Source organism: Methylocella tundrae, from assembly GCF_901905185.1.
Taxonomy (GTDB): domain Bacteria; phylum Pseudomonadota; class Alphaproteobacteria; order Rhizobiales; family Beijerinckiaceae; genus Methylocapsa; species Methylocapsa tundrae.
Window position 1 is genome coordinate 122,512 of record NZ_CABFMQ020000002.1, and the last position, 26,320, is coordinate 148,831.

20 protein-coding genes and 1 pseudogene are annotated in these 26,320 nt (G+C 59.9%); 8 read left to right on the plus strand and 13 right to left on the minus strand.

Features of this window, described 5'->3' with window-relative positions; genetic code table 11:
- Positions 1-117: 117 nt before the first annotated feature.
- Both MPC4_RS02845 and MPC4_RS02850 read right to left on the minus strand, forming a co-directional pair.
- The gene (locus tag MPC4_RS02845) at positions 118-1,674 is read right to left on the minus strand and encodes a hybrid sensor histidine kinase/response regulator (RefSeq protein ID WP_174511171.1); all 1,557 of its coding nucleotides are present in this window, start codon (positions 1,672-1,674) and stop codon (positions 118-120) included.
- A 13-nt stretch (positions 1,675-1,687) separates the two neighbouring features.
- The gene (locus tag MPC4_RS02850) at positions 1,688-2,347 is read right to left on the minus strand and encodes a response regulator (protein WP_174511172.1); all 660 of its coding nucleotides are present in this window, start codon (positions 2,345-2,347) and stop codon (positions 1,688-1,690) included.
- Between the two features lie 461 nt (positions 2,348-2,808).
- Here MPC4_RS02850 and MPC4_RS02855 point away from each other — a divergent pair, with 461 nt between their 5' ends.
- The 6 genes from MPC4_RS02855 (at position 2,809) to MPC4_RS02880 (ending at position 10,569) form a co-directional block, all read left to right on the plus strand.
- On the plus strand, positions 2,809-4,104 hold the full coding sequence (locus MPC4_RS02855) for an ABC transporter substrate-binding protein (protein ID WP_174511173.1): 1,296 nt from the start codon (positions 2,809-2,811) through the stop codon (positions 4,102-4,104).
- 2 nt (positions 4,105-4,106) lie between these two features.
- A complete protein-coding gene (locus MPC4_RS02860) occupies positions 4,107-4,865 on the plus strand; it encodes an ABC transporter ATP-binding protein (RefSeq protein WP_174511174.1) in 759 nt (252 codons plus the stop codon).
- 16 nt (positions 4,866-4,881) lie between these two features.
- A complete protein-coding gene (locus MPC4_RS02865) occupies positions 4,882-5,607 on the plus strand; it encodes an ABC transporter ATP-binding protein (protein WP_134488862.1) in 726 nt (241 codons plus the stop codon).
- Entirely contained in the window at positions 5,604-6,497 is an 894-nt protein-coding gene (locus MPC4_RS02870; protein WP_244628812.1) for a branched-chain amino acid ABC transporter permease, read from the plus strand. The genes MPC4_RS02865 and MPC4_RS02870 overlap by 4 nt, the downstream gene beginning before the upstream one ends.
- Before the next feature lie 4 nt (positions 6,498-6,501).
- Positions 6,502-8,139: a branched-chain amino acid ABC transporter permease gene (locus MPC4_RS02875; protein ID WP_174511175.1), complete on the plus strand. Its 1,638-nt coding sequence runs from the start codon at positions 6,502-6,504 to the stop codon at positions 8,137-8,139.
- 108 nt (positions 8,140-8,247) lie between these two features.
- Positions 8,248-10,569, plus strand: coding sequence for a N,N-dimethylformamidase beta subunit family domain-containing protein (locus MPC4_RS02880; protein WP_174511176.1), 2,322 nt, complete (start codon positions 8,248-8,250; stop codon positions 10,567-10,569).
- 140 nt (positions 10,570-10,709) lie between these two features.
- Here MPC4_RS02880 and MPC4_RS02885 read toward each other — a convergent pair whose 3' ends face one another.
- The 10 genes from MPC4_RS02885 to MPC4_RS02930 form a co-directional block, all read right to left on the minus strand.
- A complete protein-coding gene (locus MPC4_RS02885; RefSeq protein WP_174511177.1) occupies positions 10,710-10,937 on the minus strand; it encodes a hypothetical protein in 228 nt (75 codons plus the stop codon).
- Positions 10,938-11,438: 501 nt separating this feature from the next.
- On the minus strand, positions 11,439-12,224 hold the full coding sequence (locus tag MPC4_RS02890; RefSeq protein ID WP_174511178.1) for a substrate-binding periplasmic protein: 786 nt from the start codon (positions 12,222-12,224) through the stop codon (positions 11,439-11,441).
- A 16-nt stretch (positions 12,225-12,240) separates the two neighbouring features.
- On the minus strand, positions 12,241-12,618 hold the full coding sequence (locus MPC4_RS02895) for a c-type cytochrome (RefSeq protein WP_174511179.1): 378 nt from the start codon (positions 12,616-12,618) through the stop codon (positions 12,241-12,243).
- 311 nt (positions 12,619-12,929) lie between these two features.
- On the minus strand, positions 12,930-14,615 hold the full coding sequence (locus tag MPC4_RS02900; RefSeq protein WP_174511180.1) for a pyrroloquinoline quinone-dependent dehydrogenase: 1,686 nt from the start codon (positions 14,613-14,615) through the stop codon (positions 12,930-12,932).
- Between the two features lie 59 nt (positions 14,616-14,674).
- Positions 14,675-15,610, minus strand: coding sequence for a transporter (locus tag MPC4_RS02905; protein WP_174511181.1), 936 nt, complete (start codon positions 15,608-15,610; stop codon positions 14,675-14,677).
- 392 nt (positions 15,611-16,002) lie between these two features.
- Positions 16,003-17,121, minus strand: coding sequence for an acetoin dehydrogenase dihydrolipoyllysine-residue acetyltransferase subunit (locus MPC4_RS02910; protein WP_174511182.1), 1,119 nt, complete (start codon positions 17,119-17,121; stop codon positions 16,003-16,005).
- Between the two features lie 12 nt (positions 17,122-17,133).
- Entirely contained in the window at positions 17,134-18,156 is a 1,023-nt protein-coding gene (locus tag MPC4_RS02915; protein ID WP_174511183.1) for an alpha-ketoacid dehydrogenase subunit beta, read from the minus strand.
- Positions 18,157-18,176: 20 nt separating this feature from the next.
- Complete coding sequence (locus tag MPC4_RS02920) at positions 18,177-19,160, minus strand: thiamine pyrophosphate-dependent dehydrogenase E1 component subunit alpha (protein WP_280514714.1); 984 nt, start codon at positions 19,158-19,160, stop codon at positions 18,177-18,179.
- 17 nt (positions 19,161-19,177) lie between these two features.
- The gene (locus MPC4_RS02925) at positions 19,178-20,260 is read right to left on the minus strand and encodes an ATP-NAD kinase family protein (RefSeq protein WP_174511185.1); all 1,083 of its coding nucleotides are present in this window, start codon (positions 20,258-20,260) and stop codon (positions 19,178-19,180) included.
- A 229-nt stretch (positions 20,261-20,489) separates the two neighbouring features.
- Entirely contained in the window at positions 20,490-22,394 is a 1,905-nt protein-coding gene (locus MPC4_RS02930) for a sigma-54-dependent Fis family transcriptional regulator (RefSeq protein WP_425312415.1), read from the minus strand.
- 651 nt (positions 22,395-23,045) lie between these two features.
- Between MPC4_RS02930 and MPC4_RS02935 the strand changes: the two genes are divergently transcribed.
- Together MPC4_RS02935 and MPC4_RS02940 are read left to right on the plus strand one after the other, a co-directional pair.
- Positions 23,046-23,972 carry a helix-turn-helix domain-containing protein gene (locus tag MPC4_RS02935; protein ID WP_174511187.1) on the plus strand — a complete coding sequence of 309 codons (927 nt, stop codon included), beginning with the start codon at positions 23,046-23,048 and terminating at the stop codon, positions 23,970-23,972.
- Positions 23,973-24,553: 581 nt separating this feature from the next.
- Positions 24,554-26,197, plus strand: a complete 1,644-nt coding sequence (locus tag MPC4_RS02940) for a carboxylesterase/lipase family protein (RefSeq protein ID WP_244628814.1) — start codon at positions 24,554-24,556, stop codon at positions 26,195-26,197.
- Here the strand turns inward: MPC4_RS02940 and MPC4_RS02945 are convergent.
- Positions 26,194-26,320 (minus strand): annotated as a pseudogene (locus MPC4_RS02945) (IS5/IS1182 family transposase); the annotation flags it as partial. The gene MPC4_RS02940 and the pseudogene MPC4_RS02945 sit on opposite strands and share 4 nt — an antisense overlap.

Below are 26,320 nucleotides of genomic sequence, written 5' to 3' on the forward strand. Positions count from 1 at the left end.
TGCGATCCTGGGCGCTCAGCAAGGTTGCGCTGGCGCGCCAATCCGACCTTGCCTCGCATTTTTTGATTTGGCGTCATTTTCATCCGAACGCCGGCGTCCAGTTTTCGGAAACAGCGCTTAGATCAGGCCGGGTTCGAAGAGAAGATTGTGCATGAGAACGCGAAGGCGGGGTGGACTGACGGGCTTGATAAGCACGGGAAAGCCCTCCGCCTTCACCTGCGCGATCACACGCGGATCCGTATCAGCGGTAACGATGATGCCCGGCACTGGCCTGCCGAGGATCGCGCGGACGGCGCGAATGATCGAGGTGCCATATTGGCCGCGCAGATTGTAATCGGCGATGATGAGCTTTGGATCGAGGTTTTCCTCATGCAGCAGGCGTAGCGCCTGGGCCTCGCCTTCGACGGCGTGAACGTCGACGCCCCAGCGCTCCAGCAGCTCCTTCATGGCCCGGCGCAGCACGTCGTCGTCCTCGACGAGAAGCGTCGATACGCCGACGAACTCGCCGCCAAGCATCTCGCTGATTTCCGGTTCGCCGATGGCGCTGTGCCAAACATTGCCGAGCGGAACAACCACCGCGAACACGGTTCCGCGGCCGGGAATTGAGCGCACCGTCACTTCATGTTTCAGGAGAATGGCGAGGCGCTTCACGATGTTCAGTCCGAGCCCGAGGCCCATCTTCTTCGCGCGCGTCGCGTCCGGCGCCTTGTAGAACTCATCGAAGATGCGCGGCAAATGCTCGGCCTCGACGCCGCGGCCGGTATCCCAGACCTCAATGCGCAACGAGCGCCCGACATGCCGGCAGCCGACGACGATTCCCCCATAATCAGTGTAGCGAATGGCGTTGGCGACGAAATTGCTGAGAATGCGCTCGAGCAGCGCCTTGTCCGATGTCACGGCGCCTCGTGGCGCGACGAAGCGGAGGTCGAGCGCCTTCTCGGCTGCAAGATGCCGGAACTGAACGTTGAGACGCTGGAAGAGATCGACAAGCTGGAAAGTCGTCACGCGCGGTAGAATCTGGCCAGCGTCAAGCTGTCCGATCTGCAGCAGGGAGCCGAGCAAATCCTCCATGATTGAGACGGCGATCTCCATCACGTGGAGCATGTCGTCGCGCCGGCTCTTATCCTCCTCGCTCATGCAATTATAGATAAGGATTCGCAAAGTGGCGAGAGGTTGCCGGAGATCGTGGTTCGCCGCGCGCAGGAACCGCGATTTCGCCTGATCCGTCGTCTCCGCCTGTTCCTTCGCCTGCCGCAGAGCGCGTTCGTTCTGTTTCGCCTTCGAGATGTCATGGATGGTGAGGGCCATGCCGCCGCCGGCGATAGGCTTTTGCACGACGTCAAGGGTTCGCCCGTCAGCCAGGGCGACCTCGCTTTGTTTGTCGGCCCCGAACTCGGCGTCCTCACCGGCGATCCATGCGTCGCTCAAGACGGGAAGGAGCCATTCGTTCGACTGCGCGACGCGGCGCAGATAATCAGCGAACAGGATGCCGCTGCCCAGCACCTGACCGCCTGAGCCGAATGAGTCGCAGAACGGCCGGTTGGCGTAGCGCAGACGCCGATCGCTCCCCCAAATTGCGATTCCAGTCGCAATGGCGTCGAGGCCGCCGGCGAGCGCGTCAGAGGCGGCTTGCTGCGCGTCCTTCTCAACCTGCGACGACGCGTCGACCCTCACTCGACCCGTCCCTTCAGCGTTCGCTCAACTTCGCGTCATTGACCACATTGACAGCGTAGTGGATCGTCGCCGAGCGATCCGCAAGCCCGAGTTTCTTCATCATATTGCCAAGGTGCACGCGAACCGTATGGCTCGTCAGGCTGAGATCGCAGGCGATCCGCTTGACCGAATAGCCTTTTCCGAGCAGCGAAAGGACGTCACGCTCCCGATTGGTGAGCAGATCGACGCTGGGCTCGCCCGCCGCATCCGGCGCCGCGCGCTGCGCCCCGTTCGAGGACTGTTTAATAATCCGGCGTGGAAATGAGACTTCGCCCGCGAGAACGCGTTCGAATGCGCGCTCGACCTCGGCGCCGCTGGCCGACTTCGGGATATAGCCGATAACGCCCTGCTCGACCGAACGAATCACGTGCTCGACATCCTCATGCACTGAAACGACGACGATCGGCACTTCGGGAAACTCGGTTCTCAGCCTATGCAGGCCCGTGAATGCGTCAAAACCGGGCATGATGAGATCGACAAGCAAGAGGTCCATGTCGGGATGCTCGCGCAAGGTCGTGATCGCTTCGTCGAATGTCGCAGCTTCGAAGACGGCCAGCTGCTTTTGCAGGCGTTGCATGACCTGTTTCAGTGATTCTCTCACGACCCAGTGATCGTCGGCGATCAGAACTTTCATCTTATAGGTCTCAAAGGCGCTCAAAGGTGGGGCGCGGAGCCGAAGACGACAAAGGCGTGCGACTCAACGCATCATTCGCGCGTTGAATGTTGTGGTTTCTATCATAGCAGGCCGCGACCGAAAAGCGCGCACCCAAAAGCGTCATCTGTCCAAACATCTAGGCATTCCAACTAGACACATGTGGCGAGGCGCGTCCAGCCAAATGCCGAATCCCCGCCGAACATTGGGTAACTCTTAGGCACACTGGCGCACATTGCGGCTATCATTGCTTCATAAGAAATATTTTTCATCATTACGCAAGCTTTTGCTTGACGCTGCAAGCGCCAGCCACTTAACATCCTAGACGAAACAGCAACAACATACAATTAGCATTAGGACATATTGGCTAGCTCGGGGCCGGCCTCTCAAAAGAGGAAGCGCGCGCACGCCACAAACAAACATTCCGCAAGAGGGGTAGGGATATGGTTCGAAAGATCAATCGGAGAGAGGTCGTACTCAGCGCAGCCGCGGGGGCGGCGGCGACGATATTTCCCGCTCCTTATATTTCCAAAGGCTTCGCGCTCGACTCGAAGCCGATCGTACTGGGCGTGCCGACATCACAAACCGCGGCGGCCGGCGTCGCCGACGATCTCGACCATCTCAACGGCACGACTCTCGCGATGGAGGAGATCAACGCCGCCGGAGGCATTCTCGGTCGCCCGCTGAAGCTCTTCGTCACGGACGTCGACAAGCTCTCGCCCGAAAGCTGCCAGCAGGCCATCGCAGCCTGCGTCGACGCAAAGGTGGATGCGATCTCCAACGCATTCCTCTTCGTTCCAATCCCTGCGATGGACGCCTCGGCCAAATACAAATGCCCTTACCTGCAGGGCAACACACAGCGCGCCGCCACCGAGGCGTTCAAGGCCAATCCCACGAAGTACAGCCATATCTTCCAGACCGATCCGTCGGAAGTTCACTACGGCTACACCTATCCGGTCTGGCTCAAGGCGATGGAGGACTCCGGCGCCTGGAAGCCAAAGAATCGCAAGGTGCACATTGTTCAGGAGCAGGTCGCCTACTGCCAGACCATCTCCAAGGCGGCGCAGCAGGCGCTGAAGAACAGCAACTTTGAGCTCGCCGCGGTCACGGACATTCAATTTCCGGTGCAGGACTGGAGTCCCGTCATCGAAAAGCTCAAGCAGACCGACGCGGGCGCGATCATGATCGACCATTGGGTCGCGGCCGAATATGCAGCTTTCTGCAAGCAATTCGTCGCCGATCCGGTGAAGGACTCGCTCGTCTATCTGCAATATGGCCCCTCCCAACCGGAATTCCTGACGCTCGCCGGCGAAGCCGCCAATGGCTTTTGCTGGAGCACCGTGCTCGGCGTCTACGCCGATGAACGCGGCAACGCCTTCCGCGCCAAATACAAGAAGCGCTTTCCCGGCGTCATGGGGCTCGTCTACACCGGCAACGGCTATGACATCGCCCATTATCTGAAAGCCGCATGGGAGGCGACGGGAGATCCCTCGAACTTCAAGGCGGTCTGCGATTGGGTGCGGGCCAACCCCTATCGCGGCGTCTGCGGCTACATGGACATGCGCAACGAATATCAGGAAGCCGCCCACTATCCGGACGATGGTCATCCCGTCTCGGCGTCAGAACTCGAAAAGGGCATGAGCCAGCTCTACGTCCAGGTTCAGAACGCCGAGCACAAAATCATCTATCCCTACGACATCAAGCAATCGAAACTGCAGCCGGCGCCATGGTGGGGATGACAATGGCGCTATCTGGCGCAGGCAACGCGGGCGCCCCGCTTTTTGCATGCCGGAACATCCATCTCGATCTCGGCGGGCGGCAGATTCTTCACGGCGTCAGCCTCGACGTGCGCCGTGGTGAAGTGCTCGGCGTCATAGGCCCGAACGGAGCCGGCAAGACCAGCCTGTTTGAAGTGTTGTCCGGCCGTATCCAGCCAAAGAGCGGCGAGGTTCTGTTCAAGGGCGAGAACATCACGCGCCTGCCGTTGCACGCACGCGCGCGGCTTGGCGTAGGGCGCACCTACCAGACGCCTGTCGTGCCAGACGAACTCACCGTCGGCGAGACGTTCAAAGCGGCGCGTCAGGCCTATAAGCCATATCTCACTCGCTTCGACGCCGAATATGGCGCCGAACTTGTCGGCCTGCGCGTACGCGACGACGAGCCAACGTCTCAACTCGAAACGCTGAACCGCCGCAAGCTTCTCCTCGCCTGTCTGTTGATGCGCCGCCCTCCCCTCCTCCTGATGGATGAGCCAGCCGCCGGGCTGATCAATTCGGAAGTCGACGAGATCGATCACCTGATCCGCCTTCTCTCCAAGGAAATGGAGGTTGCAATTATCATCGTCGAACACCGCATCGAGCTTCTGGAAACAATCGCCGACCGCGTGATGGTGATGGACGCCGGCGAAATCATTTCGCAAGGCTCGCTCAAGGACATCCTCGCTGATCCGCGCGTTCACGCAGCCTATTTCGAAAATGTCGAAGAGGGAGCGCTGGAATGACGCGCGATGCGACCCCATGATAGAGAAACGCGAGGTGTTGAACGTCAAGGGTCTATCCGCCGGCTACGGGCCGATGCGGGTCATCCATGATCTCGATTTCATCATCTACTCCGGCGAGCGCGTCGGACTTGTTGGCCTCAACGGTCACGGCAAATCGACGCTTTTCTACGCGATCGCGGGACTGACCGGATGGCAGCGCGGCTCCATCCGTTTGAATGGCGCGGAAGTCGGTCGGACGCGAAGCCAGGGACCCGGCCGCTACACCCATCTCGTCGTGCGGCAGGGCCTCGCCCTGATCCCGCAAGGCGACGAAATCTTTCACGGCCTGTCGGTTGAGGATCACCTCGATTCCGGCGCCTTCACGCCGCGCGCCTGGAAGGAACGGGGAGAGAGAAAGAAACGCATCCTCGAAATCTTTCCGCCGCTCAAAAAGCTGATGCGCGTTCCTGTCGGACGCCTTTCAGGCGGCGAACGGCGCATGGTGTCGATCGGCCGCGGCCTGATGGCCGAGGCCTCGCTGTTTCTCGTCGACGAACCGTCGCTGGGTCTTGCGCCAAAAATCGGCAAAGGCGTGATGGACGCGTTGATGAGCGTCGATCTCGGCGCGTCCGCCATGGTGATCGCCGAACAGAATGTCGCGCTGCTCGAAGGCCGCGTCGATCGCATCATAGGCATGCATGTCGGAAAACTGAAGGGAGAGGCTTCGGCCACTTTCGGATTCCAGACCAAGCGGGAGCTTTGATCTTTAGCATGGATTTCGGCTTCATCCTCATCAACGCCATCGTTCTCGCATGCATCTATGGCACGCTTGCGATCGGCATATCGATCACATGGTCGAGCGTCGGCCTCATCAACCTCGCCTATGGCTTCATCTTCGCCGCGGCCGGCTATGGCGCATGGCTCTGCGCGCAATATGTTTCAACCTATGGCGCCGTCGTGCTGATCGCCGGCATATTGACTGGCGCCGCTGCGGGGCTGCTCGTCTGCGCGCTCGCCTTCATCCCGATACATGACAAGCCTAATTTCACTGTGCGCGGCTTGATCGCGACGCTTGCCATCAATCTTATCGGGACGCAGTCGCTGATGTGGTGGTTTGGGCCGCGCGCCAAAAACCTGCCTGAGATCTTCGGCTCGTGGAAGATCCGTTTCGGCCATGTGGTGCTAACCGCGGATAAGGTCGGCAACATCCTCACCTCGATCATCGTTGTCGCGGCTGTCCTGCAATGGATGCGCTCGAGCCGGCGCGGCCTCGAAATTCGCGCCATGATGATGAATCCGCACGCGGCTGCAATCGTCGGCATCGGAGTGAGGCGCACCGGCTTCTACGTCATGGCGATCACGGGAGGACTTGCAGGGCTCGCCGCCGTCCTGCTGTCTCAGACCTATTACATTTCGCCGTTCGGGGGCCTGACGCCGATGATCAAGGGCGTCAGCATCGCGCTTTGCGGCGGTCTCGGAAGCGTCCGCGGCGCCGTCATCGCGGCCATCCTTCTTGGCCTCAACGAAGCGTTCACCAGCGTCGCTCTTGGCGGCCAATATGTACTGATCACCCAGTTCGTCCTCATCATCCTGATTCTGCTGGTTCGCCCCCGCGGCATCGCCGGCATCCTCGACAAAGCGCGGGAAGCTTGAACACATGACCAATTCCTGGCGCAATCCGCTTTATCTTTGGGACGTCGAAAACGCCGTCGAGGAATTGCCGACGGGCGATTACGTCAGCCCTCAAGACATTTGGGACAAGACGCGGGGCTCGAGGGTTCCAATGCTCCCGGTCGGGCGCCTGCGCTACTACTACAAATGGCCAGGTCACGGCGGCGCCTTGTGGAGCCGCCTGCGCTATTGGCCGACCCGGCGCCGCATGCTGAACATTCGCGGCGAGTACAATGCAAAGACGATGCGTCGAGAGAAGACCATCGTCGACAAGCGCCCCATCTGGTGGCTGCTTGGTCTTGTGGCGTTTGCGCTGGCGCCCCTCGTCATACCCGGAGACATGGCCAACACGCTGCTGACAGCCGGCGCGACCTTCGCCATTTACGCCGCGATCAATCTATGCTGGATGCTGATTATCGGCACGGCGGGAATCTATTCGCTGGCGACCTACGCCGTCGTCGGCGCGGCCGCCTTCGGCTCGGCATATCTCTCCATCCAATACGGCGTGCCCTGGTACGCACTGCCCTTTATCGGGGCTGTGATTGGGCTGGTCGCCGGCCTGTTCATCGCAATCCCGGCCATACGGCTCGACGGATTCTATTACGCGCTGCTCACCATCGGCCTCAATGAGCTGTGCCGTGTCTACACATTGCAATCGAAGCTGTTCGGATCCTCCACCGGAGGCCTTTACGGCGCAGACACCTACATCCCGCAAAATTGGAATCAGCAGAGCCAATCCCTGCTCGCCTATTACGTCTGCTTCATTTTGATGATGATGGCGCTCTGCCTCTATCGTCTGATCAACGGCAGGCGGATTGGACGGATTCTGCGAATGGCGCCGGAGAAGCGAGAGGCCTTCGCCGAGGCGACCGGCGTCGACTATCGCCGGGCCCGTATCCAGGTATTCGTCATATCCTCGATCGCGCTCGGCTTCATCGGCGGCTTTTACTCAGCGCATTACCGCGGCGTCGCCTTTTCGATCTTCAGTTTCGACACGGTTCTGCTTGGTCTCGCGATGCTGGTCATCGGCGGCCTCGGGCGCGCCGAAGGCGCCGTCGTCGGCACCGCGATCGTCGTGTTCCTCGACAAGGTTTTGATCTTTTTAGGTCCGATCAGACTGCTCATCATCGGCCTCATCATGCTCGGCGCCGTGCTGTTTCTGCGCGGCGGCCTGTTTGGGATAAAGGCCCAGTTCCGCGCCTGGCGCGACAAGAAGAAAAGCGAAAGGCGTTCGACGCGCGCCGAGAAAGGAGGCGAGATGTTGCCTGAGGAAGCCACAGAGACAAAGAACAAAGATCTGCTGTACTGGCGCCGCTACGACAAAATGCAGCGCGACTATCTGAAGGCGCTGATTTCGCCCGAGCTCATCGCGGAGCACGAGCGCAGCCCCCTCGGCCAGCATAGCGAGGCGCTTGAACGTCTTCTGCTCTACTTCCGTCGCGCGCCTCAGGCGGACAAATATGCGATCACAGTCGTCGAGCCATTCAAAGCCTACCGCATCGTCGCTCTCTCCGGGCATCGCGGCGTCGCCCCCCGCGTCGTGGAGGACAAGATCTACGCCTCTCAGAACGACGCCTATCATGGCGTGTTTTTGCGCCGCGTGCAGGATTTGCTCGAATCCTGACGCGCCATCGCCCCTTCGGCTGTGCGCCTGATTGAGACAAGCGAGGCCTCGCTTTATCCCAATCGAATCACGCGCGCCGCCCCTTTGAAACTCGTTTCGGATTGCCCCATGGCTCAGGTCAAACTTTTCGGTTACGCAAACAAGATCAGCATCAAGCCTGGCGAAACAATCGACATTCATGTCAACGCCGACGGCGCGACGACGGCGAGCGCTCAGCTGGTCCGTCTGATCCACGGCGATGAGCACCCGGATGGGCCGGGCTTCGTCGAGGAAGAGATTTCCTGCGAGGCCAACGGCGAGTGGCAGGTCAAGAAGCAATACACGCAGATCGGCTCGTTTCTCGAAGTCGCCGATCCACAAAAGCGCCTCGCGGTCGAGGGTAGCCTCACACTCTACGCCTTTATCTTGCCGAGCCTGCCCGAAGCGGGGCTGAGGCAGTGTCTTCTCGGACGATGGGATAACGTCAGGAACTTCGGCTATTGCCTCGGAATCAATCAAAAAGGCCATCTCGAATTCTGGGTTGGACAAGGCGACGAGGTCGACTACGTGGAGACCGAAGCGCCGCTCATTCCGAAGATGTGGTATTTCGTCGCCGCGACCCTCGATGCTGCGACCGGACGCGCGACGATCCACCAGGAAAGCGTCGCCAACCGCTACAACAGCCTGCTCGGCAAGGTCTGTCCGATCGACTACCGCTCGCATGTGTCGGAGGCTTTTCGCTTTCGCCAGAAGCATCTGCCCGATACGCCGTTTCTGATCGCAGGCTCGCGGGACTGGCATGAGACACGAGGCCATTTCGTCTCACAAACCTATTGCGGGAAGATTGACCGGCCGGGTGTTCACGCTCGCGTCCTCACATGGCATGAACTGGCGACGATCATGAGCGGCGCCCTGCCCCCGCCCGACGGTATGGCCGCCTATTGGGACACGACCATCGGCTATACGGATCACGGAATCGGCGATATCGTCCATGACGCGGGTCCTTACCGGCTCGACGCCAAAGGTTATAATCGCCCGGTAAGGGGCCAGACCGGATGGAACTGGAGCGGCCACAACGACTGCTTTCGCCTCGCGCCTCATGAATATGGCGGGGTCGAATTTCATTACGACGCGATGATCGATTCGAATTGGCAGGTTACCCGCAGCGTCGAATTGCCGGCGGACCTCAAGAGCGGCGCTTACGCGATCAGACTTCGGGCTGGCCCCGGCACGGGGCTCGGCGAAGAACATGTTGTCTTTTTCGTGCGGCCCACAACACCCAGAGCGCGTCTTGCCTTGCTATTCCCGACAGCAAGCTATCTCGCCTACGCCAACGAGCATTTGAGCTTCGACGCGCAGATCATCCAGCCGATGACGGGACAGCCGCCGATCGTCTCGGAAATCGACATAGAGATGTACAAGAACTGGGAGTTCGGCCTCTCGACCTATGACGCCTGGGCGGATGGCAATGGCGTCTGCTATTCGTCCTATCATCGTCCCCTTGTCAACATGCGGCCGAAACATCGTACATCGAGCATGGGCGTGACCTGGCAGTTCCCGGCTGATCTGTCGATCGTCGCATGGCTCGAGCACAAGGGCTACGACTATGAGGTGTTGACCGACGAAGACCTGCATCGCGAAGGCGTCGACGCGATCGCACCCTACACATGCGTGATGAGCGGCACCCACCCGGAATATTACTCGGAGAAGATGCTCGACGCGACGGAGGACTACATCGCACAGGGCGGCCGATACATCTACATGGGCGGGAACGGATATTACTGGAACGTCGCTTTCGGGGACGACGATCCCTCGACCATGGAGGTGCGCAAGCTTGACTCCGGCATGCGCGCCTGGAGCGCGCGGCCCGGCGAACATTATCTTGCGACGACCGGCCAGAAGAGCGGACTTTGGAAAAATCTCGGGCGCCCCCCGCAAAAATGCCTCGGCGTCGGCTTCATCGGAGAAGGCTTTGAGACGAGCAGGCCCTATCGGCGCATGCCGGACAGTTATCATCGCACCGTGTCGTGGATGATGACGGGCGTCGAGGGCGAAATCCTCGGCGACAGCGGCCTTGCCTACGGCGGGGCGGCAGGCCTTGAGCTTGACCGATACGACCTCCAGTACGGCACGCCGCCGCACGCGAAAATCATCGCATCCTCCGGGGGGCACAGCGACAATTATATGCTCTCCATCGAGGAAATCCTCTACCCCTATCCCGGCCTCGCCGGGTCGCAGGATTATCGGATCCGCGCGGATATGGTCTATTTCAACGCGCCCAACAATGGCGCGGTATTCTCGTCTGGGTCCATTGCTTTTGGCCAGGCGCTTCCCACAAAGAATTTTCAGAACAATATATCAATTATGCTGGGCAATATCGTCGACGCCTTCATCAAGCCCGGAATGCTTCCGGGCTGCCTTTGGGTCAACGAGGAGAAGCAGTGGAAGTAGAAAGATCGTTCACGCACGCGGACGCCGCGGAGTCGAAAAAGGCGCGAGCCTGTCGCGCCTCTTTCCAGCTTCGATCTCAAGGGCCTGTTCTCGCCCCTGAGGGCCTTGGCGCGGGCATCGCGCCCGGATGGCGGGGATAATCAATAGACCTGATAGGGCCCGCGCGCCGGGGCCATGGGCGTGAATCGCGAGCCCTCATTGACATTGTAAGCCGGCTGTCCGGACACTCCGGCCGAGCGGCCCGTCTGAACGCTCGTTTCAACAGCAGAGCTTGAGGCCCCATGATTTGAGGACGCCTGCTTTGCCTCGGCAATTCCCGCGGTCGCCGAGGCCAGCGCCCCCACGAGCGCTAATTGAAGGATTTTCATGTCATAAACTCCAGTTTCGATGGCTGGTCGGGTTTTTCCCAACTCATGCCCCGTTATTTAAGCCCGGAGTCGGCGTCGCGCTAGTATCTCGATCGGCGTCTCAGAATTTCGGCGGCGACAACAATCAGTGATGCGTCTTAAGGTCAAGTCTTCGTCTGGACAGGCTGCGGTTTGAGAAGCTGGTGCCGACTCAACGTCTTGCGCGCCAATGTGGCGCCTTTTCGGATCGCGCGGTTTTGCGTAAGGGGCCGACGATCGCGTTTTGCCAGAGAGCCGCAGCGTCCGCGCTCAATACCTAGCGCAAGGGCTTAATACCGCGGCGCAAGGCGAGACTCGGGCTTTGCCATCATAATCAACAGCTTCCGCGGGCGTCGCAGCCGCCGGTGAACGCGGATCGCGACCAGTCGGCGTTCGCGCAGCCTCCTCGCCTTGCACGCGTTGGAGCACACGGCCGCTTTGAGAGAAGCGCCCCGGCTGCCTTCGTCCGGTGCGCGCCCTGGATCACTTAGCCGCCGCGCCCGACTCGGGATTGGCGACGATGGCCGGGGGCTCGTAGGCGAGGCCATAGCGCGCGAATATCCTTTCGATCGATCCGTCCTCCATCATTTGACCAAGGATCTCATTGATGCGCGCGACCGTCGCGGCGTTGGCGCGGCGCAGCCCCATCGACACTTGAAAGTTGAAGCCCGGATCGAGCTTTACCGCTTCGTCAACCCGCAGCGGCGCCCCGGCGTCCCGGCGCATGCGCCACTGATAGGCGGGGAGAGGAACAATCCCAGCGTCGGCTTCGCCCTTTGCAACCGCGTCCAGGATCTCATCATTCGTCAGAAAACGAACCCAGAGCGGAAAGCCGGCCGCGTTCAACACATGCCTCGCCCATGATGTGGCGAGGACTGCGATATGGCCCGTGCGGAGTTCGTCCAGCTCCTTGACGGGCGGATGGTCCTTGGCCAGGACCAGCACCGATCGAACCGCCATATAGGGGATGGTCAAGCGAATAGGATCGTCGCCGGGAAGATTCGCGACCGCCGGAATGAGGTCGCAATCCGTCTTGCGGACATATTCGGCGGAGAACAACCATGTATATTTCGCCTCGACGCCGAGACGCTCCGCGATTGCGGCCCCAAGATCAAGGAAAACGCCGCGTGGCTTCGCTTGCGCGCTGGAGAACGGCAGATTGTCTTCCTGCACACAGATATTGAGGCTCTTCGCGTCCAATATTTCGTCAAGCGGGCGCGCCGAGGCTGGCGCGCCCGCGCCGACGAGCGCGGAAAGGCTTAGGGCCAACCCAAGCGCCAGCGCCCTATTGCGTTTTGGCCTCCGGCGCGGGCTTCGCCTGCAAAGATAGAACATAGGCGACAAGCTTCCAGATCGTCGGCTCATCAAGAGAGTCCTTCCATGTTGGCATGACCAGAGACCCTGCCCGTTTTCCATTCGAGATTGTCGTAAACAGATAGTCTTGCGTCAGATCCGTCCGCCCGGAGATCGGCCCGGCTTTTCCGCCGCTGCCCGCATTGCCGTGACAGTAAACGCATGTCTGCGCGAATTGGACCCTGCCCTCGTCAATGATCTGTGGATCGGTGAGATTGAAAGGCGGCGTCGGCGAGCTCTCTTCTGCGACGGCCGCCATTGCGCTCAGGCAGCCGGCAAACACAACGCCGAAGAAACCAGCGCGGGACAACAATGAATGTGCTCTTTCGCTTGATCGGTAGGCCATTAGCTCCTCTTGCTCAATTACCCGGCCGCCGGATCGGCGACTCATTTGGACGGCTCAAGTTTTCGACTTCCTGATCACAGAAGCAAACCCCTTTGCAGGCCGGCGCCGCACGTCCAAACTCCTTGGCGAAGCTCGCTCTCCAAACATCGCCCAAAAGCTTCCGCTCCAAATGAAATCGCGCGAAAAAAAAGGAGCATGATCGTCCGGGGGTTTACGCGATCATGCTCAAGTTTAACCGTTTGGGCCTCCCCCGGCAGCGCCGAAGCCCCGCGCCGCTAATCGAGCGCGAACACCACCATCGCGGCGCCGCCCTGAAGCTTGCCGACCTCCGGGAAAGCGCTCGCCATGAACCCCGGCGCAAGCGAACCCCAGCCAGCCGGCACGGCTATATATTGCTTGCCGTTGACCGCGTAGCTGATGATCCCCGCGCGAACGCCGGAGCCGACGTTGAAATGCCAGAGCTCCTTGCCGTTTTCGGCGTCATAGGCGTGCACCAACCCTTGCGGATCGCCGTTGAAGACAAGGCCGCCGCCCGTAGTCAGCACGCCGCCAAGGCCCGGAATCGAATAAGGCACCGACCATTTCAGCTTGCCGGTGATCGGATCTCGCGCATCGAGACGGGCGCTTGCCGGCGCATCCGGCGGCTTCACGGCCTCGAGTTTCTCGACGCCAAGATAGAGCCCTGCGATGCCGATTTTGGATACGTCCTGCTTGGCTGGAATCAAGGTTTCACAGGCTTCCATGGCGTTGGTGTACCAGAGCTTGGTCTTCGGGTTATACGCTCCCGGATTCCAGCTTCTCACTCCAAGCAGATAGGGACAGACAACGGTTTCCTTTCCAAGCGGGTAGTCCCCGACCTGCCCGGCCAATTCGCCCGTCTTGGGGTCGATGCTTTTCACCCAATTATAGTTTTGCGCAAGCGGCCAGACATTGGCGAGCTTGCCGTCCGCTTTATCCATCACGAAAACGAACCCGCTCTTGCTGAGATGCACGATGAGCTGGCGTTTTCCCTCGTCCACCACGAGGGCCTCATAAACTGCGTCATAATCATAATGATCGCCCGGAACTTCCTGACGATGCCATTTGATGTTCCCCGTCTTGGGATCCAACGCCAGCACGGTCGCAGCATAAAGGTTGTCGCCGTGTCTATCGTTCCAGTAAAAATCCGGAGCCGCATTGCCGACGCCGATGAACACGGTGTCGCTCGTTGGATCATAGGTGCCGACGTTCCATGCGGTGCTGCCGCCGACCGCGCCCGTGTCGCCGGGCCAGCTTTTCGGATCATCCTTCGTCGTTTTCAACGTCCACAACAGCTTGCCGGTCAAAGCGTCGACGCCAAAGATTTGGCCCGCGATCGGCTGATCTCCGCCCGTCGTGCCGCCAACGAGCACGTCCCCAGCGAGCACAGGCGTCGATGAGAACAGACATCCGTAGCACTTCTTGAGATCGGTGAGCTGAGTCGACCAGGCCTCCTTGCCGGTCTTCTGATCAATCGCCACGACACGACCATCAAGCGTGCCAAGATAGACGAATCCGTGCCCCATCGAAATATTTCGAATTTGCGAAGCGTAGAAGCTCTGGCTTGCCACAGGAGCAAGCTTTGGCTGATAGTGCCAAATGGTTTCGCCAGTCGCGCCATTTAGCGCAAAGACATTGTCATTCGCCGCGACATAGTAAAAGACGCCATCAGCGACGAGCGGCGTCGACAAGAGTCCGCTCGTAATGTCTCCCGGCTGATGAATCCAGGCGACGTGCAGCTTCTGGACGTTCTTGGTGTTGACCTCCTCGAGCGGACTATAGCGCCAGGCATTCCATGTGCGATGATATTCCGGCCAATCATTCGGATTGGCGTTACCGGCGGTAAGCGAATCCGCCGCGCGAGAAGAGAGGGCGGCGCCGCACAGCACCGCCAAAGCGGTTCCGCTCGCCAGCGCGAGCCGCCGCAACACATCAAGTCCCATTTGCTTTTGTCCCCTGTTTTGCTCTGCGCCCTGAAGATGCGGCGACGCCTGTCGTCGCATCACCACACATAGGCGAGTTTGAAATATCCGGCGTTGGTCATATCGACGTTGCGCCCCTGCACCGAGTGCGAGTAGCGCACCGTCAGCGACATCGTCGGCGAGAATTTGAACATGACGCCGGCGCCGAGCGCGGTCTCTTCGCTGTGCGGCGCCAGGATGAGGCCGTCGACGACCTGGTAGGCGCTGCTCTGCGTTTGCCAGTCGACCCCAAGGAACGGCTCGAAGATCGTCGGGTTGACCCAGCCGAGACGAGCGTTGAAATGAAAGGTCGTGCCAGAGACGGCCTGTGGCTGGCCGGGCAATGACTGATTCGAACGGATGACGGCGCCAAGGTTTCCGGTGAGACTGACCGCCGGCCACTGCGCGTCAAAGAAGATGCTGGAGTAATTCGCCCAGTAGCCATTCGTAACCCTTGGCATTCCGATGGGAAGCTGCAGGAAGTTCTGCACGCCGAGCGTCGAATTCGGCGTCGGCTTGAACCACATAGCAGGACCCGTCAGCGTGTCGCCAATGCCTCTGACGCCATTGCCGGTTCCGGGGCCAGTGACTCCAACCTCAGGCGTGATGACCTCATAGGCGAACCCGATATCGCTGATGCCGGGAAAGCACCAGAAATACACATATTTCGAAAGGCCGACGAACTGATTCTGTTTGCTTCCGTTGATGGCGCCGCCGCTGTTGTTATAGGCCTGCGATCCGATGTTATTTTCGCCATATTGGACAAAAACATTGAAAGGCTTGAAATTGACCGGCAAATCATATTCGTGCGGCCCGATCACCGCGAATGTAATGTTGTCTGCTAGCGCCGGCGTTGCAGCCAAGCCAAACGCCGCCGCCATCGCCGTCAACAGTGGGCTGCGCCGCGTCGTCTTTCCATGACATCCATCATTTCTAGATGTTGCGCCGCATGATGCGCCCGCTTCGATCTTTTCCATGTTCCCTCTCCCCTCTTCCGCCGCATTGAAAATGCGGTCTAGATTGCGCCTGACCGGTTTGGTCAACGTCCACCCCACTAAGTGTCGCCGAAGGTTTCATGAACACGCGCTTCATGAAAGAAACAAACCACGCAGCACAATTCTATTTTTTATTATGTCTCTGTTTTACAACAGTTTTTTAGGATCGCTGCCCCATGACGAGCAGCTTGCGCCGGCATGATGCCGACGCAGTCCTGACCCGCTTTCAATCTGGTCTTTTGCGAGTCTCACGATCGTCGCGCCGCCGCGCAAACGTCCAGACACGATGTTTGACGCCGGGAATATCCCGTTCCGTATTTATGCAATTTCGCTCATCATCTTCATCAGCCCGCCTTTAGCCCGGCGCTTATGATTTAGACGCCCACATGTTTGCGAATCAGCGCATTGACGGCGTTGGCCTTCTCCATCTGCACCATGTGGCCAGCCCCCTCGATTACCTCCGCCCGCCAGCCCGCCGGCAGGGAAGATGCGTGAGAGGCTGGAATGATCTTGTCGCCTGCTCCCCAGATGACGGCGACCGGCCGCTGCGTTTTCGCCGCCTCCTCCGTCAACACAGACGCCTGTCTGCCGTTGGCGAACAGATTCTTCGCCAGCGCGTCCAGCGCCTCGTTGACTCCATCAAGCCGCTTGTATTTGAGGAGGTCGTCGATCAGTTGCCGGCTGACGAGATTTGGATCATCGAACAGCTGTTCGAGCACGGGCTTCAACTCGCGCCGGGACGAGGAATGGGCGAATCCTTCAATATAGCCGATGTTGATATCCTCACCCAATCCCACCGAGCTGATGAGCGTCAGCGATTTGACAAGTTCTGGATGATCGATCGCCGTCTTCAGCGCTATCGCGCCGCCCATCGAATGCCCAATAACATGCGCGTTGCCGACGCCGACCTTGTTCAAGAAATCAACGAGCGCCTTGGACAAGCCTTCCAGGGAGGGTTCGCTAAGCGTCTTGGTCGATTGGCCATGACCTGGGAGATCGAGCGCATAGACGGTGGCGTTTTCCGCCAGAGCGTCGATATTGAAAAGCCAGTTGTCGAGATCGCCGCCAAAGCCATGCACCAGCACAATCTGCTCGCCGCCCTGCCCACGCTTCGCGTAACGGAGCCTCCCGGCGGCCGTATCGACGAACTCATATTTCGGTCCCGCGTCCTCGGCTTCGTCTTCCCCGGCCGCGGGCGTCACATAGCCGGCTATAAAGGCGTCGATGTCGGCCTCTGGAACCTCGGGATCCGCGAGCACGCCGAGAAGCGCCTTGACCGGATAGACGGTGTCCTCCCTGCCGATAATGCGGCGCAAAACCCCGGCATCACCCGCCTCCACCACATTGGTTATTTTATCGGTCTCGACTTCCAGCAGTTCGTCGCCGAGCTTGATTGTCGATCCGGGCTTCTTGAGCCAGCCCGTGACCTTGCCTTCGGCCATCGAAAGCCCCCATTTGGGCATGACCAATGGCTTGATGCGTTCATCCGTCATTACGTTTAATCCTCAGGCTGCCGCCATTTTGTGGACGATGGTCTTCCGGACCGCGGCGGCGATGGCGTCGGCCGTCGGAATGTAGATATCCTCGAGGGTCGGCGAGAACGGCACCGGCGAATGCGGCGCGGTTACCATTTGAGGCGCCGACTTCAACGCGCCAAAAGCGTGTTGCGCCACAAAGGCTGAAACGTCACAGGCGATCGAACAGCGTGGATGGGCTTCATCGACAGCGATGAGACGTCCGGTTTTCTCGACGCTTTCAATAACGGTGTCCCAATCAATCGGCGAGAGCGTGCGGAGGTCAATGACTTCGACCTCGACGCCCTCCTTGGCAAGCTTCTCGGCCGCGTCCAGCGAGCGATGCACCATCAACCCATATGTGACGATTGTCGCATCCTTGCCCTCGCGGACGATGGCGGCCTCTCCGAAGGGAATCGTGTAGGATTCAACTGGCACGTCGACTTCGTGCGAGTAGAGATTTTTGTGCTCGCAAAATATGACGGGATCATTGTCCCGGATGGACTGGATGAGCAGCCCCTTAACGTCATAGGCGTTGGACGGGCAGACAACCTTCAAACCCGGGATGTGTGTGACGAGCGGCGTCAGCATCTGCGAATGCTGAGCAGCGGCGCGATAGCCGGCGCCGATCATGGCGCGGATCACGACCGGAGTCTCGGCCTTGCCGCCGAACATGTAGCGGAACTTCGCCGCCTGATTGAAGATCTCGTCGAAGCAACAGCCGATAAAGTCGATGAACATGAGCTCGGCGACAGGGCGCATCCCGCACGCCGCGGCGCCGATAGCCGCGCCGACATAGGCCGATTCCGACAAAGGCGTGTCCATGACGCGCGCGCCATGCTTGGCGTAAAGCCCCTTGGTGACGCCGAGCACGCCGCCCCAGGCGTCGTCTTCGCCAGGCGCGCCGGCGCCGCCGACGATATCCTCTCCCATCAAAATGACTGTCGGGTCGCGCGTCATTTCAAGGTCGAGCGCCTCGTTGACGGCCATCTTATAGCTGAGCTTGCGAGCCATGGTCCGTTGTTCCTTTCCTATCAGTACGAGACGTATACGTTGGACATCAGATCCTTCGGCGAGGGCAGCGGCGCGGCTTTCGCGCTGGCCACCGAATCCTCAATGAGGTCCGCCACCTGCTGATCAATCGCGTCGAGCTCCACATCGCTAATGACGCCTGCCTCCGTCACCTTGGCGCGGAAGATTTTCAGGCAGTCGCGGTTGGCGCGGTTGTATTCATTCTCTCCCTTGGCCTTGTAGGTTTGCGCGTCGCCTTCGAAATGGCCGAAGAAACGAATGACCTCACATTCGAGGAGCGCCGGGCCGCCGCCTTCGCGCGCGCGCTTGATGAGCTCGCCGACCACCTCATAAACCGCGAAAAAATCCGTTCCGTCGGCGACGACGCCGGGAATGCCGAAGCCCGCGCCGCGATCGACATAGGATTTCACAGCCGTTCCGTAGTCACGCGACGTCGCTTCCGCATAGCCATTGTTTTCGCAAACGAAGATCACCGGCAGGTTCCAGACGGCCGCAAGGTTCATGCTTTCGAGAACCATGCCCTGGTTCGCAGCCCCGTCGCCGAAGAAGGAGATCCCGACGCCGCCATCGCCGCGGAACTTCGCCGCCAGCCCGGCGCCGCAGATGAGCGGCGCGCCAGCGCCAAGGATGCCGTTCGCCCCCATCATGCCTTTGGACAGATCCGCGATATGCATGGAGCCGCCGCGGCCCTGACACGAGCCCGTCACTTTGCCATAGATTTCAGCCATCATTCCATGAACGTCGACGCCCTTGGCGATGCAATGGCCGTGGCCGCGATGGGTCGAGGCGATCCGGTCCCGATCATTGAGATGCATCATGATGCCGGTCGCGACCGCTTCCTCGCCAGCATAAAGATGAACGAAGCCGGGTATGTCGCCTTTCGCGAAATCAATGTGCAGCCGCTCCTCGAACTCGCGGATAGTCTTCATCATGCGGTAGGCTTCGAGAAGCCCGGCCTTGTCGATTGGAAGGGGATTGTCGCTCATTTCTTTCTCCGTGATCTTCATTGCGCCGCGAACGCCGCCGAAAGCAGAGGTCCGCCAACTGCGTCCTCGTTCATGATTTCTTCGCGCAGCAGGCCATGCGTTGCGGCGGCGCGCATGCAGGCCGCAACATCGACGCTGCGGAAGGCGCCGTCACGCAGCGTGATCGAGACCTTTTCCTTGCGCGAAAAGGTAATCTCCCGCTCACCGTCAAACGCGAGCGAACCTGCCTCCAAGCGTGGAACGATCGCCTCACCCGGCGCGATCCTGCGCCAGTCTGCGAGCCGGATCGGCGCGATCAGTCCAGGCGCGATCGGGGCGCGCAGGATTGCGCGCGGACGCGCGCCCGCGCCCTCTTTGGCGAACATCACCTGCAGACCGAAAGGCTCCTGCCGGGAGACTGGCTCAAGAAGGCCGGCGATGGCGGACATTCCTATGAGCGTCGGATCGGCGAAAGTGACGTATAATTCGCGGAACGTTTCCGTGCGCCACAGCGCCTTCGCGCCGACGTGGCGGTCGCTGACGAGCGCAATATCGACCAGGGCGATATGCGTTGTCCCGCCAATAGCCGCGTCCAGGCGCTTGTTGGCGCGGAATGCGAGATCAGCGGGAACCCGGCCGGTCACGGCGACGCCAACGGCAAGCCCGACGACTGTGTGCTCACTCTGTTCGGCGAAAGCGTTGTTGGTTCCTGTTGAGATCGCGGCGATGGGCGTCGAGCCGCACGCGGACACAACGGCGCGATGCGTGCCGTCGCCGCCAAGAGCGATGATCGCGCCAACGCCGCCGGCGCGCATCAAGGTCGCCGCCGCGCGCGTGTCCTCGACGGTTCCCCATAGCGGCATGTCGAGAGGCGTGACGTCGGGGTAGCGCTGAAGCCCCTGATTGCGTGCGCGGGACAATCCGCGCAGCACATGCTGCAGCAGTCCGGAGCGATCCGGCATCATCACGGCTTGGGTCACGCCGCAGGCAAAGAGTCCGGCAAGCACCCGCAGCACAGCGTTGGCGCGGTCGGCAATTTGCACGCTCGATGCGTCTGCAATCACTCGACGAACGTCTCGCGCCGAAAAAGGATTCGCGATTATACCGACGGTCAGCGTCAACTCATTCTCCCGGCGACCCGCTCTTTTTTCTTCGCGGCGGATCGAGAAGGAGACAGCAAGCATGGCGCCAGCGTCGCGGCGGCAAGCAATATGTATTTAAATCAATTGGTTATGATTTTCATCGCGTCGCGGGTGAGGCGCCTCTCCCGCCTCGCCTGAGGCGATCGGCTGCAACAGGTGTGGCGGCGAATCTGGCGCGCCAACTGAAGCTATCATCAGTGCTGGAGAGTCAGGGATCGCGCTTTTGCGGCGGCACGAGCCCGAAGCGCCGCATGCGGCGATGCACCGTCGACCGATCGACGCCAAGCACGCGGGCAACGGCCGAGACGTTCCAATGATGCTCGCGCAGCGCTTCTCGCAGACCCTTCAGCGTCTCGGGACCGATGTCGCTCTCGGCGGCGCCGGCGTCCGCGCGCCGTGGGGCGCCCTGGGCTCGCAAAATGATATCTGGCAGGTCTTCGACGTCGATCACATGCTCTGAGCAAACGGCGCTGGCGTAATCGAGGCAATTGACCAGTTCGCGGACGTTGCCTGGCCATGAATGGGCGCAAAGAGCGGCGAGAGCCGCTTCGGTCAAGCGATAGACCGCGCCATCCTCCTTCGCCCTGCGCGCCAGAAGACGGCCGATCAACCATCTTACGTCGGCGCGCTGCCGTAGCGGGGGAAGCGTGAGCACCGCGCCATTGAGACGGAAGTAGAGATCTTCGCGGAAGCTTTTCGCCTTGACGAGTTCGACGAGGTCCCGGTGCGTCGCCGCGACGACGCGCACGTTGACGGGCAAAGGCTTGACTTTGCCGATCGGCGTCACCTCCCGCTCCGCCAGCACGCGCAGGAGGCGGGTTTGGGAGGCGAGCGGCATATCGCCAATCTCATCCAGGAAAAGCGTGCCGCCGTCGGCCTCCAGCACGAGCCCCTTCTTGCCTTTGGAGGCCGCTCCGGTGAACGAACCGGCCTCATAGCCAAAAAGTTCGCTTTCGATCAGACTTTCAGGCAGGGCCGCGCAGTTGACGGCGACGAAGGGCTTGCCGGCGCGGGGCGAAGCCGCGTGCAGCGCCTTTGCAAGATGTTCCTTGCCGGTTCCGGTCTCCCCCTGGATCAGAATGCTCATCTGCGTGCCGACAAGCTTCGCGGCCCGTTTCATCGCGCCCGACATGATCGGATCGTCGCAGAACATCTCCCGCAGCGGCGGCGGCAGATTGACCTCGGCCGCGGGCGACGGGCGCGCTGGCGTCGCGGCCGGGGGAGGCATCGCCTGCGCAAAGAGCGCGGTGCCGCTCGCCAGAAGCCGCATCATGCGCTGATCGGTCGGCCGGAAGCGGGCGAACTGGGGAAGCGATGTGACGTCGCAATCGAAAAAAGTGGACAGGGGCTCGCCGATAACCCTCGTGCTCGCCCGTCCGACGAGCGTCGCCTCGCGGGCCAGAAGCTGCCGCGTGCGGTTGTTGAGGCCGATAATGCAGCCGTTGTTATCGACCGCGAGAATGAAATCCGGGTCGATATCGGCAAACTCCTGGGCGTTCGATAGCTTGAGGATCCAGTCGCTCCGGAAGCGATTGAGAAGGTTGGCGTTTTCGATCTTATGGGCAAAGCTCTGGACGAGTTGCAGGGCAAGGTGCTGGCTGACTTTCGGCTCCGGGGAGTGTAGCGCGGAAATGTCGAGCACAGCCGCCAGATCGCCATAGGAATCGAAAATCGGCGCGCTGGTGCAGGTCAAGGATATATGGGATGCGTCGAAGTGGTCGCTCTGATGCACGACGAGCGGCTCGCCCGTGGCGATGCACGTGCCGACAGCGCATGTTCCAGCGAGCGGCTCATGCCAATCAGCGCCGAGGTAAAGACCCGCCCCGCGCAGATTGTCGCTGAACGTCGGATCGCCCATGAAATCCACGGTGACGCCCTTGGCGTCCGTCAGCAGCATCACATAGTCGAGGCATGAGACTTGCCGATACAGGGTTTCGAGGCCGAATCGCGCCGTTCGCAGGAACTCTTCCATCGCCTCCCGGTGTTCGGTCAGCCGCTCCTGCGGCAGGATATAGGCGACGCGCGAGGCTATCGGGTCGAGCCCGTGCTGGTTTATGCAGCGCCGCCATGAATCATGGATAACTTTGTCCCGGTCAGAGACCTTTCCCGTCATGAGGCCGACGACCTCATCAATATGGGCAACCTGATTCCGCTTCACCCAAGTCTCACTCCCCAAATCTTTTTGGCGCGATCATCAGGGAAATTAAAGCAATATTCAAGCAAATCCGGCTCCCCACGATTTCAACGTCGAACATCTATCCTCGAATGGAGGACAAATAATAGACGAAATATTTCGCCGCCCGCAGTGGCGTCCGGCAAGTCACGCGTTATTCTAATCCCGTTCCATGAGCGTTTTAACCCGCTCGAACCAACATTGCGGCTACCTTGGCGGTTGATGGAATCATGAGCCAGAAGGACCGCCCCCGCCGCTTTTCGTGCGGTCGCAATCCGCCCGCCTGCATCAGCGAGAACCTGCCTAAAGTCTGCGAGGCCAAACCTAGCTTTGTCGCATCGGCGCGAAAGCACAACGCCCGCCGTTTGACGCGCCGGCGCCGAGAAACACGATTTAATCACGTATTTTCTGACGTGCTTCTCACCTTTTCTTGCGATGATCGTTCACACATGATGCTTGTCCCGAGAACGCCTTGCCTCTTCTATTCACCAGCTGGCCCATTATTTGTGCGCCGCATGATTGATACCGGCGTAGCGCTTGTTTAGTTTCCATTAAGCACTAAGAAAAAAACTCAAATTCGGGGAACGATCCATGAACCATTCTCAAGCGCCAGCGGGAAATGGCGGCCCGGCGAATGTTGTCGATGTGGAGGAACAGCTTTCTTGGACGAGCGGATCCGTGCTGATGAAGACGCAGTGCGCTGATAGCAGCTGTCAACGCCATTTTCTTCGCAAGGACCTGGCCATAGGCATCCTCTTTCAGAACCCCGGCAGTGAGGTGAATTGGCGGCTCGATAGCAAGCCGGCGTTGGCTAAGGCGTGGACGTCAACGATGGGATCCCACGACCTTGTCGTTCTTCCGCCCGGCTGCGAGTTTCGCGCCAACTGCCGAGGGAGCGGACAGGGATTGTGGTTATTCATCGACCCACAATCGGTCCTTGACGATCATCGGGTTAAATCTTTCGCTGAAAGAGCGACGGTGGATTGTTCATGGACGAAAGACCGTTTGGCATGGACGGTCGTGTCAGAAATCAGGAAAGAATGCGCGAACGGTTTCCCGCGCGGGCCGATGTTCCTCGAAAACACAGCAACGATGTTCCTCACGGAATTGGCGTATTTCCTCGAGGATGGCGGATCACGCTTCGAGCCAATACGCGCACTTGACGATACAAAACTGCGAATGGTCGTCGAGTATATCGAAACCAATCTCCATCGTAACATTACGCTGACAGAACTATCAGGTCTTGTCGAACTCACCCCGAGATATTTCTGTGGGGCGTTCAAACAGGCGATGGGGAGGCCTCCCCATCAATTTCAGATCGAACAGCGGATAGAGCGGGCGAAGACGCTGTTGCATGAGCCCAGGTTGTCCCTGATCGATATTGCGCTGACGGTAGGATTCAACAGCCAAAGCCACCTCAATGATTATTTTCGTCGCGTCGTAGGTGTAACGCCCGCCCGCTATCGAGCTGAAATGCGACCAGGCAAAACAACGCCGCCGAATAAACCAAGCTCCTGAAGACGCCTTGGACGGGCTCACCCAACACGATTGACCATGAGTTCAAGCTGATTGCCTCGCGCTTCAGCGATCAGGCCCGTATCCTTGCCAAACGCTCTCGTTATGGCGAGGCAATCGCCAAATGTCTGCGGAGTCCGACAGCTCAGCAAATTTTTAATCCGTCGGGAACGGCCGGCGCCGCGGCTTAGCGCCTCCCGCATGCCGCACGCCACTTGGCCCGATCGCGCATGGAAGATCGGACCAGAGAGCCGGCTCGATTGCTATAATGATGTCCGCTGCTGGCGAAAGGCGAGCGCTTGATCCCTGACGCAAAGACGATCGGGACGCGCTTGAGCGCTGGACGTCCGAGGCGAAGCTGAGCCGAAGCATATTGTGAAGGAAAATAGCCAGATCCTGATATGGATCGGAACTTCATGGAAGATTGAGCGCTGCCCGGGCGCTATGCGTTTTCAGATGTCGTCACATGAGTAGGCGGCAGTAAAGCAAAATCATCGGGGGAAGCAATGTTGAAACGATCAGAACTGCGCTGTGCGCGCTCGCCCGCGCAAACAGTAAAGCGGCGCGTCAGGGAAAGCGTCGGCATGGCGCTCGGCGTGTGCGCCTTTGCAGGAGTGCTGACGGCGCCGATGCAGGCCCGTGCGGCGAACCCGCTGCGCGTCGAGACCAAGGAAGGCCCGGTCCGGGGATTCCTGAAAAACGGCGTCGCGGAATTCCTCGGCGTTCCCTACGCCGAACCGCCGCTTGGCAATTTGCGCTGGAAGCCGCCGCATAAACATGCGCCCTGGACCAATGTTCTACAGGCGACAGCCTATGGGCCGACCTGCGCCCAGATTACGACTCTCGGCGTGTTCGCTGGCCCCGCCAACAACAACGAGGACTGTCTTTATCTCAACGTCTTCACGCCGAACGTCGATCCCGTGGCAAGAGAAAAGCTTCCAGTCATCTTCTGGATCCACGGCGGCGGCAACGTCGATGGCGAGAGTAATGATTACGACGGAGCCAAGCTGGCGGCGCAAGGCCACGCGGTCGTCGTCACCATCAATTATCGCTTAAATCTGATGGGTTTTTTGGCGAATCCCGCATTGGACGCGGAAGGCCACAATTTCGGCAACTACGGAACGCTGGATCAACTGCTTGCGCTCAAATGGGTGAGGCATAACATCGGACAATTCGGCGGCGACAAGAACAACATCACGGTCGGCGGCCAGTCCGCGGGCGCCCAGGACACCGGCGTAGCCGTGATATCGCCTCTGTTCTCCGGCCTGTTTCACCGCGCGATCTACGAAAGCAGCGTCCCGAGCGCAGTACCGACGCTGGCGATTGCTGAAGCAAGAGGCACGGCCTTCTCGGTCGCAGCAGGCTGCGGCGCCGGCTCGGACGCGGCTACCGCCAAATGCCTGCGCAGCTTGACGGCTCAGCAAATTGAGACGCTTGCGGGAACCGCGAGCACTCAAAGCGCTTACATAACAGGCCCGCTGCAGGACGGCACAATTATTCCAATACAGCCTAGCGCGGCCTGGAAGAGCGGCCAGTTCAGCCATATGCCGATGATGAATGGGCGCGTGCAGGATGAGGCCAACTTTGGCCTTGGCATTACGGAATATTTTTCCGGTCCTCCCCGCGTGCCGCCGACTGCGGCGCAATATACGGCTTTTGTCACCACTACCTACAGCGGCAACGCCGGACCGATCAACACGCCGCCAGCCTATCCGCCGGGGACTGTTCAGGCGGTTCTGGCTCACTACCCTGTCGATGCCTATGCCTCGCCGCAATTGGCCTGGGACGCGGTCGCGACAGACCCCGGCGCATGCATCACCAGACACTACAGTCAGATCATAGCTCCTCAAGTGCCGTATTACGCTTACGAATTCGACGAGCGCACGGCGCCTTATTATTTCCCGAAGATGCCCGGCTTCCAGGCCCTAGCCTATCATACCAGTGATATTCAGTACCTGTTCCCCCTCTATCACGGCGGGCCGGAGGGAATCCCTCACCAGCTGAACAAGAAGCAGGAAGATCTCTCCGATCAGCTCGTTGCCGCCTGGACGAACTTCGCCTGGACAGGCAATCCGAACGGATTGGGGAATGCCCCTTGGCCGGCCTACACGGCGAAAACGCCTTTCTGGTTATCGGAGGACATTCCGTTCCTATCAACCTTGACGGACGCCCAATTCTCGGCAAATCACAAATGCGGCTTCTGGGATAAGGTCCTGATCTATCCTTAGGTCATCGACTCATTATGGCGCAACCAGATGCGTATTGAGGCGAGCTTGACTCCGGCGAGGAAATTGTCGGCTCGTTTGTCGTAGCGCGTGGCGACGCCGCGGTAGTGCTTGATCTTGTTGAAG

Excerpts from the sequence above, each read along its gene's own strand:
- MPC4_RS02850 (WP_174511172.1), bottom strand. The coding sequence starts at position 2,347 with ATGAAAGTTCTGATCGCCGACGATCACTGGGTCGTGAGAGAATCACTG.
- MPC4_RS02855 (WP_174511173.1), top strand. The coding sequence starts at position 2,809 with ATGGTTCGAAAGATCAATCGGAGAGAGGTCGTACTCAGCGCAGCCGCG.
- MPC4_RS02860 (WP_174511174.1), top strand. The coding sequence starts at position 4,107 with ATGGCGCTATCTGGCGCAGGCAACGCGGGCGCCCCGCTTTTTGCATGC.
- MPC4_RS02865 (WP_134488862.1), top strand. The coding sequence starts at position 4,882 with ATGATAGAGAAACGCGAGGTGTTGAACGTCAAGGGTCTATCCGCCGGC.
- MPC4_RS02875 (WP_174511175.1), top strand. The coding sequence starts at position 6,502 with ATGACCAATTCCTGGCGCAATCCGCTTTATCTTTGGGACGTCGAAAAC.
- MPC4_RS02880 (WP_174511176.1), top strand. The coding sequence starts at position 8,248 with ATGGCTCAGGTCAAACTTTTCGGTTACGCAAACAAGATCAGCATCAAG.
- MPC4_RS02885 (WP_174511177.1), bottom strand. The coding sequence starts at position 10,937 with ATGAAAATCCTTCAATTAGCGCTCGTGGGGGCGCTGGCCTCGGCGACC.
- MPC4_RS02900 (WP_174511180.1), bottom strand. The coding sequence starts at position 14,615 with ATGGGACTTGATGTGTTGCGGCGGCTCGCGCTGGCGAGCGGAACCGCT.
- MPC4_RS02905 (WP_174511181.1), bottom strand. The coding sequence starts at position 15,610 with ATGGAAAAGATCGAAGCGGGCGCATCATGCGGCGCAACATCTAGAAAT.
- MPC4_RS02910 (WP_174511182.1), bottom strand. The coding sequence starts at position 17,121 with ATGACGGATGAACGCATCAAGCCATTGGTCATGCCCAAATGGGGGCTT.
- MPC4_RS02915 (WP_174511183.1), bottom strand. The coding sequence starts at position 18,156 with ATGGCTCGCAAGCTCAGCTATAAGATGGCCGTCAACGAGGCGCTCGAC.
- MPC4_RS02920 (WP_280514714.1), bottom strand. The coding sequence starts at position 19,160 with ATGAGCGACAATCCCCTTCCAATCGACAAGGCCGGGCTTCTCGAAGCC.
- MPC4_RS02930 (WP_425312415.1), bottom strand. The coding sequence starts at position 22,394 with ATGACGGGAAAGGTCTCTGACCGGGACAAAGTTATCCATGATTCATGG.
- MPC4_RS02935 (WP_174511187.1), top strand. The coding sequence starts at position 23,046 with ATGAACCATTCTCAAGCGCCAGCGGGAAATGGCGGCCCGGCGAATGTT.
- MPC4_RS02940 (WP_244628814.1), top strand. The coding sequence starts at position 24,554 with ATGGCGCTCGGCGTGTGCGCCTTTGCAGGAGTGCTGACGGCGCCGATG.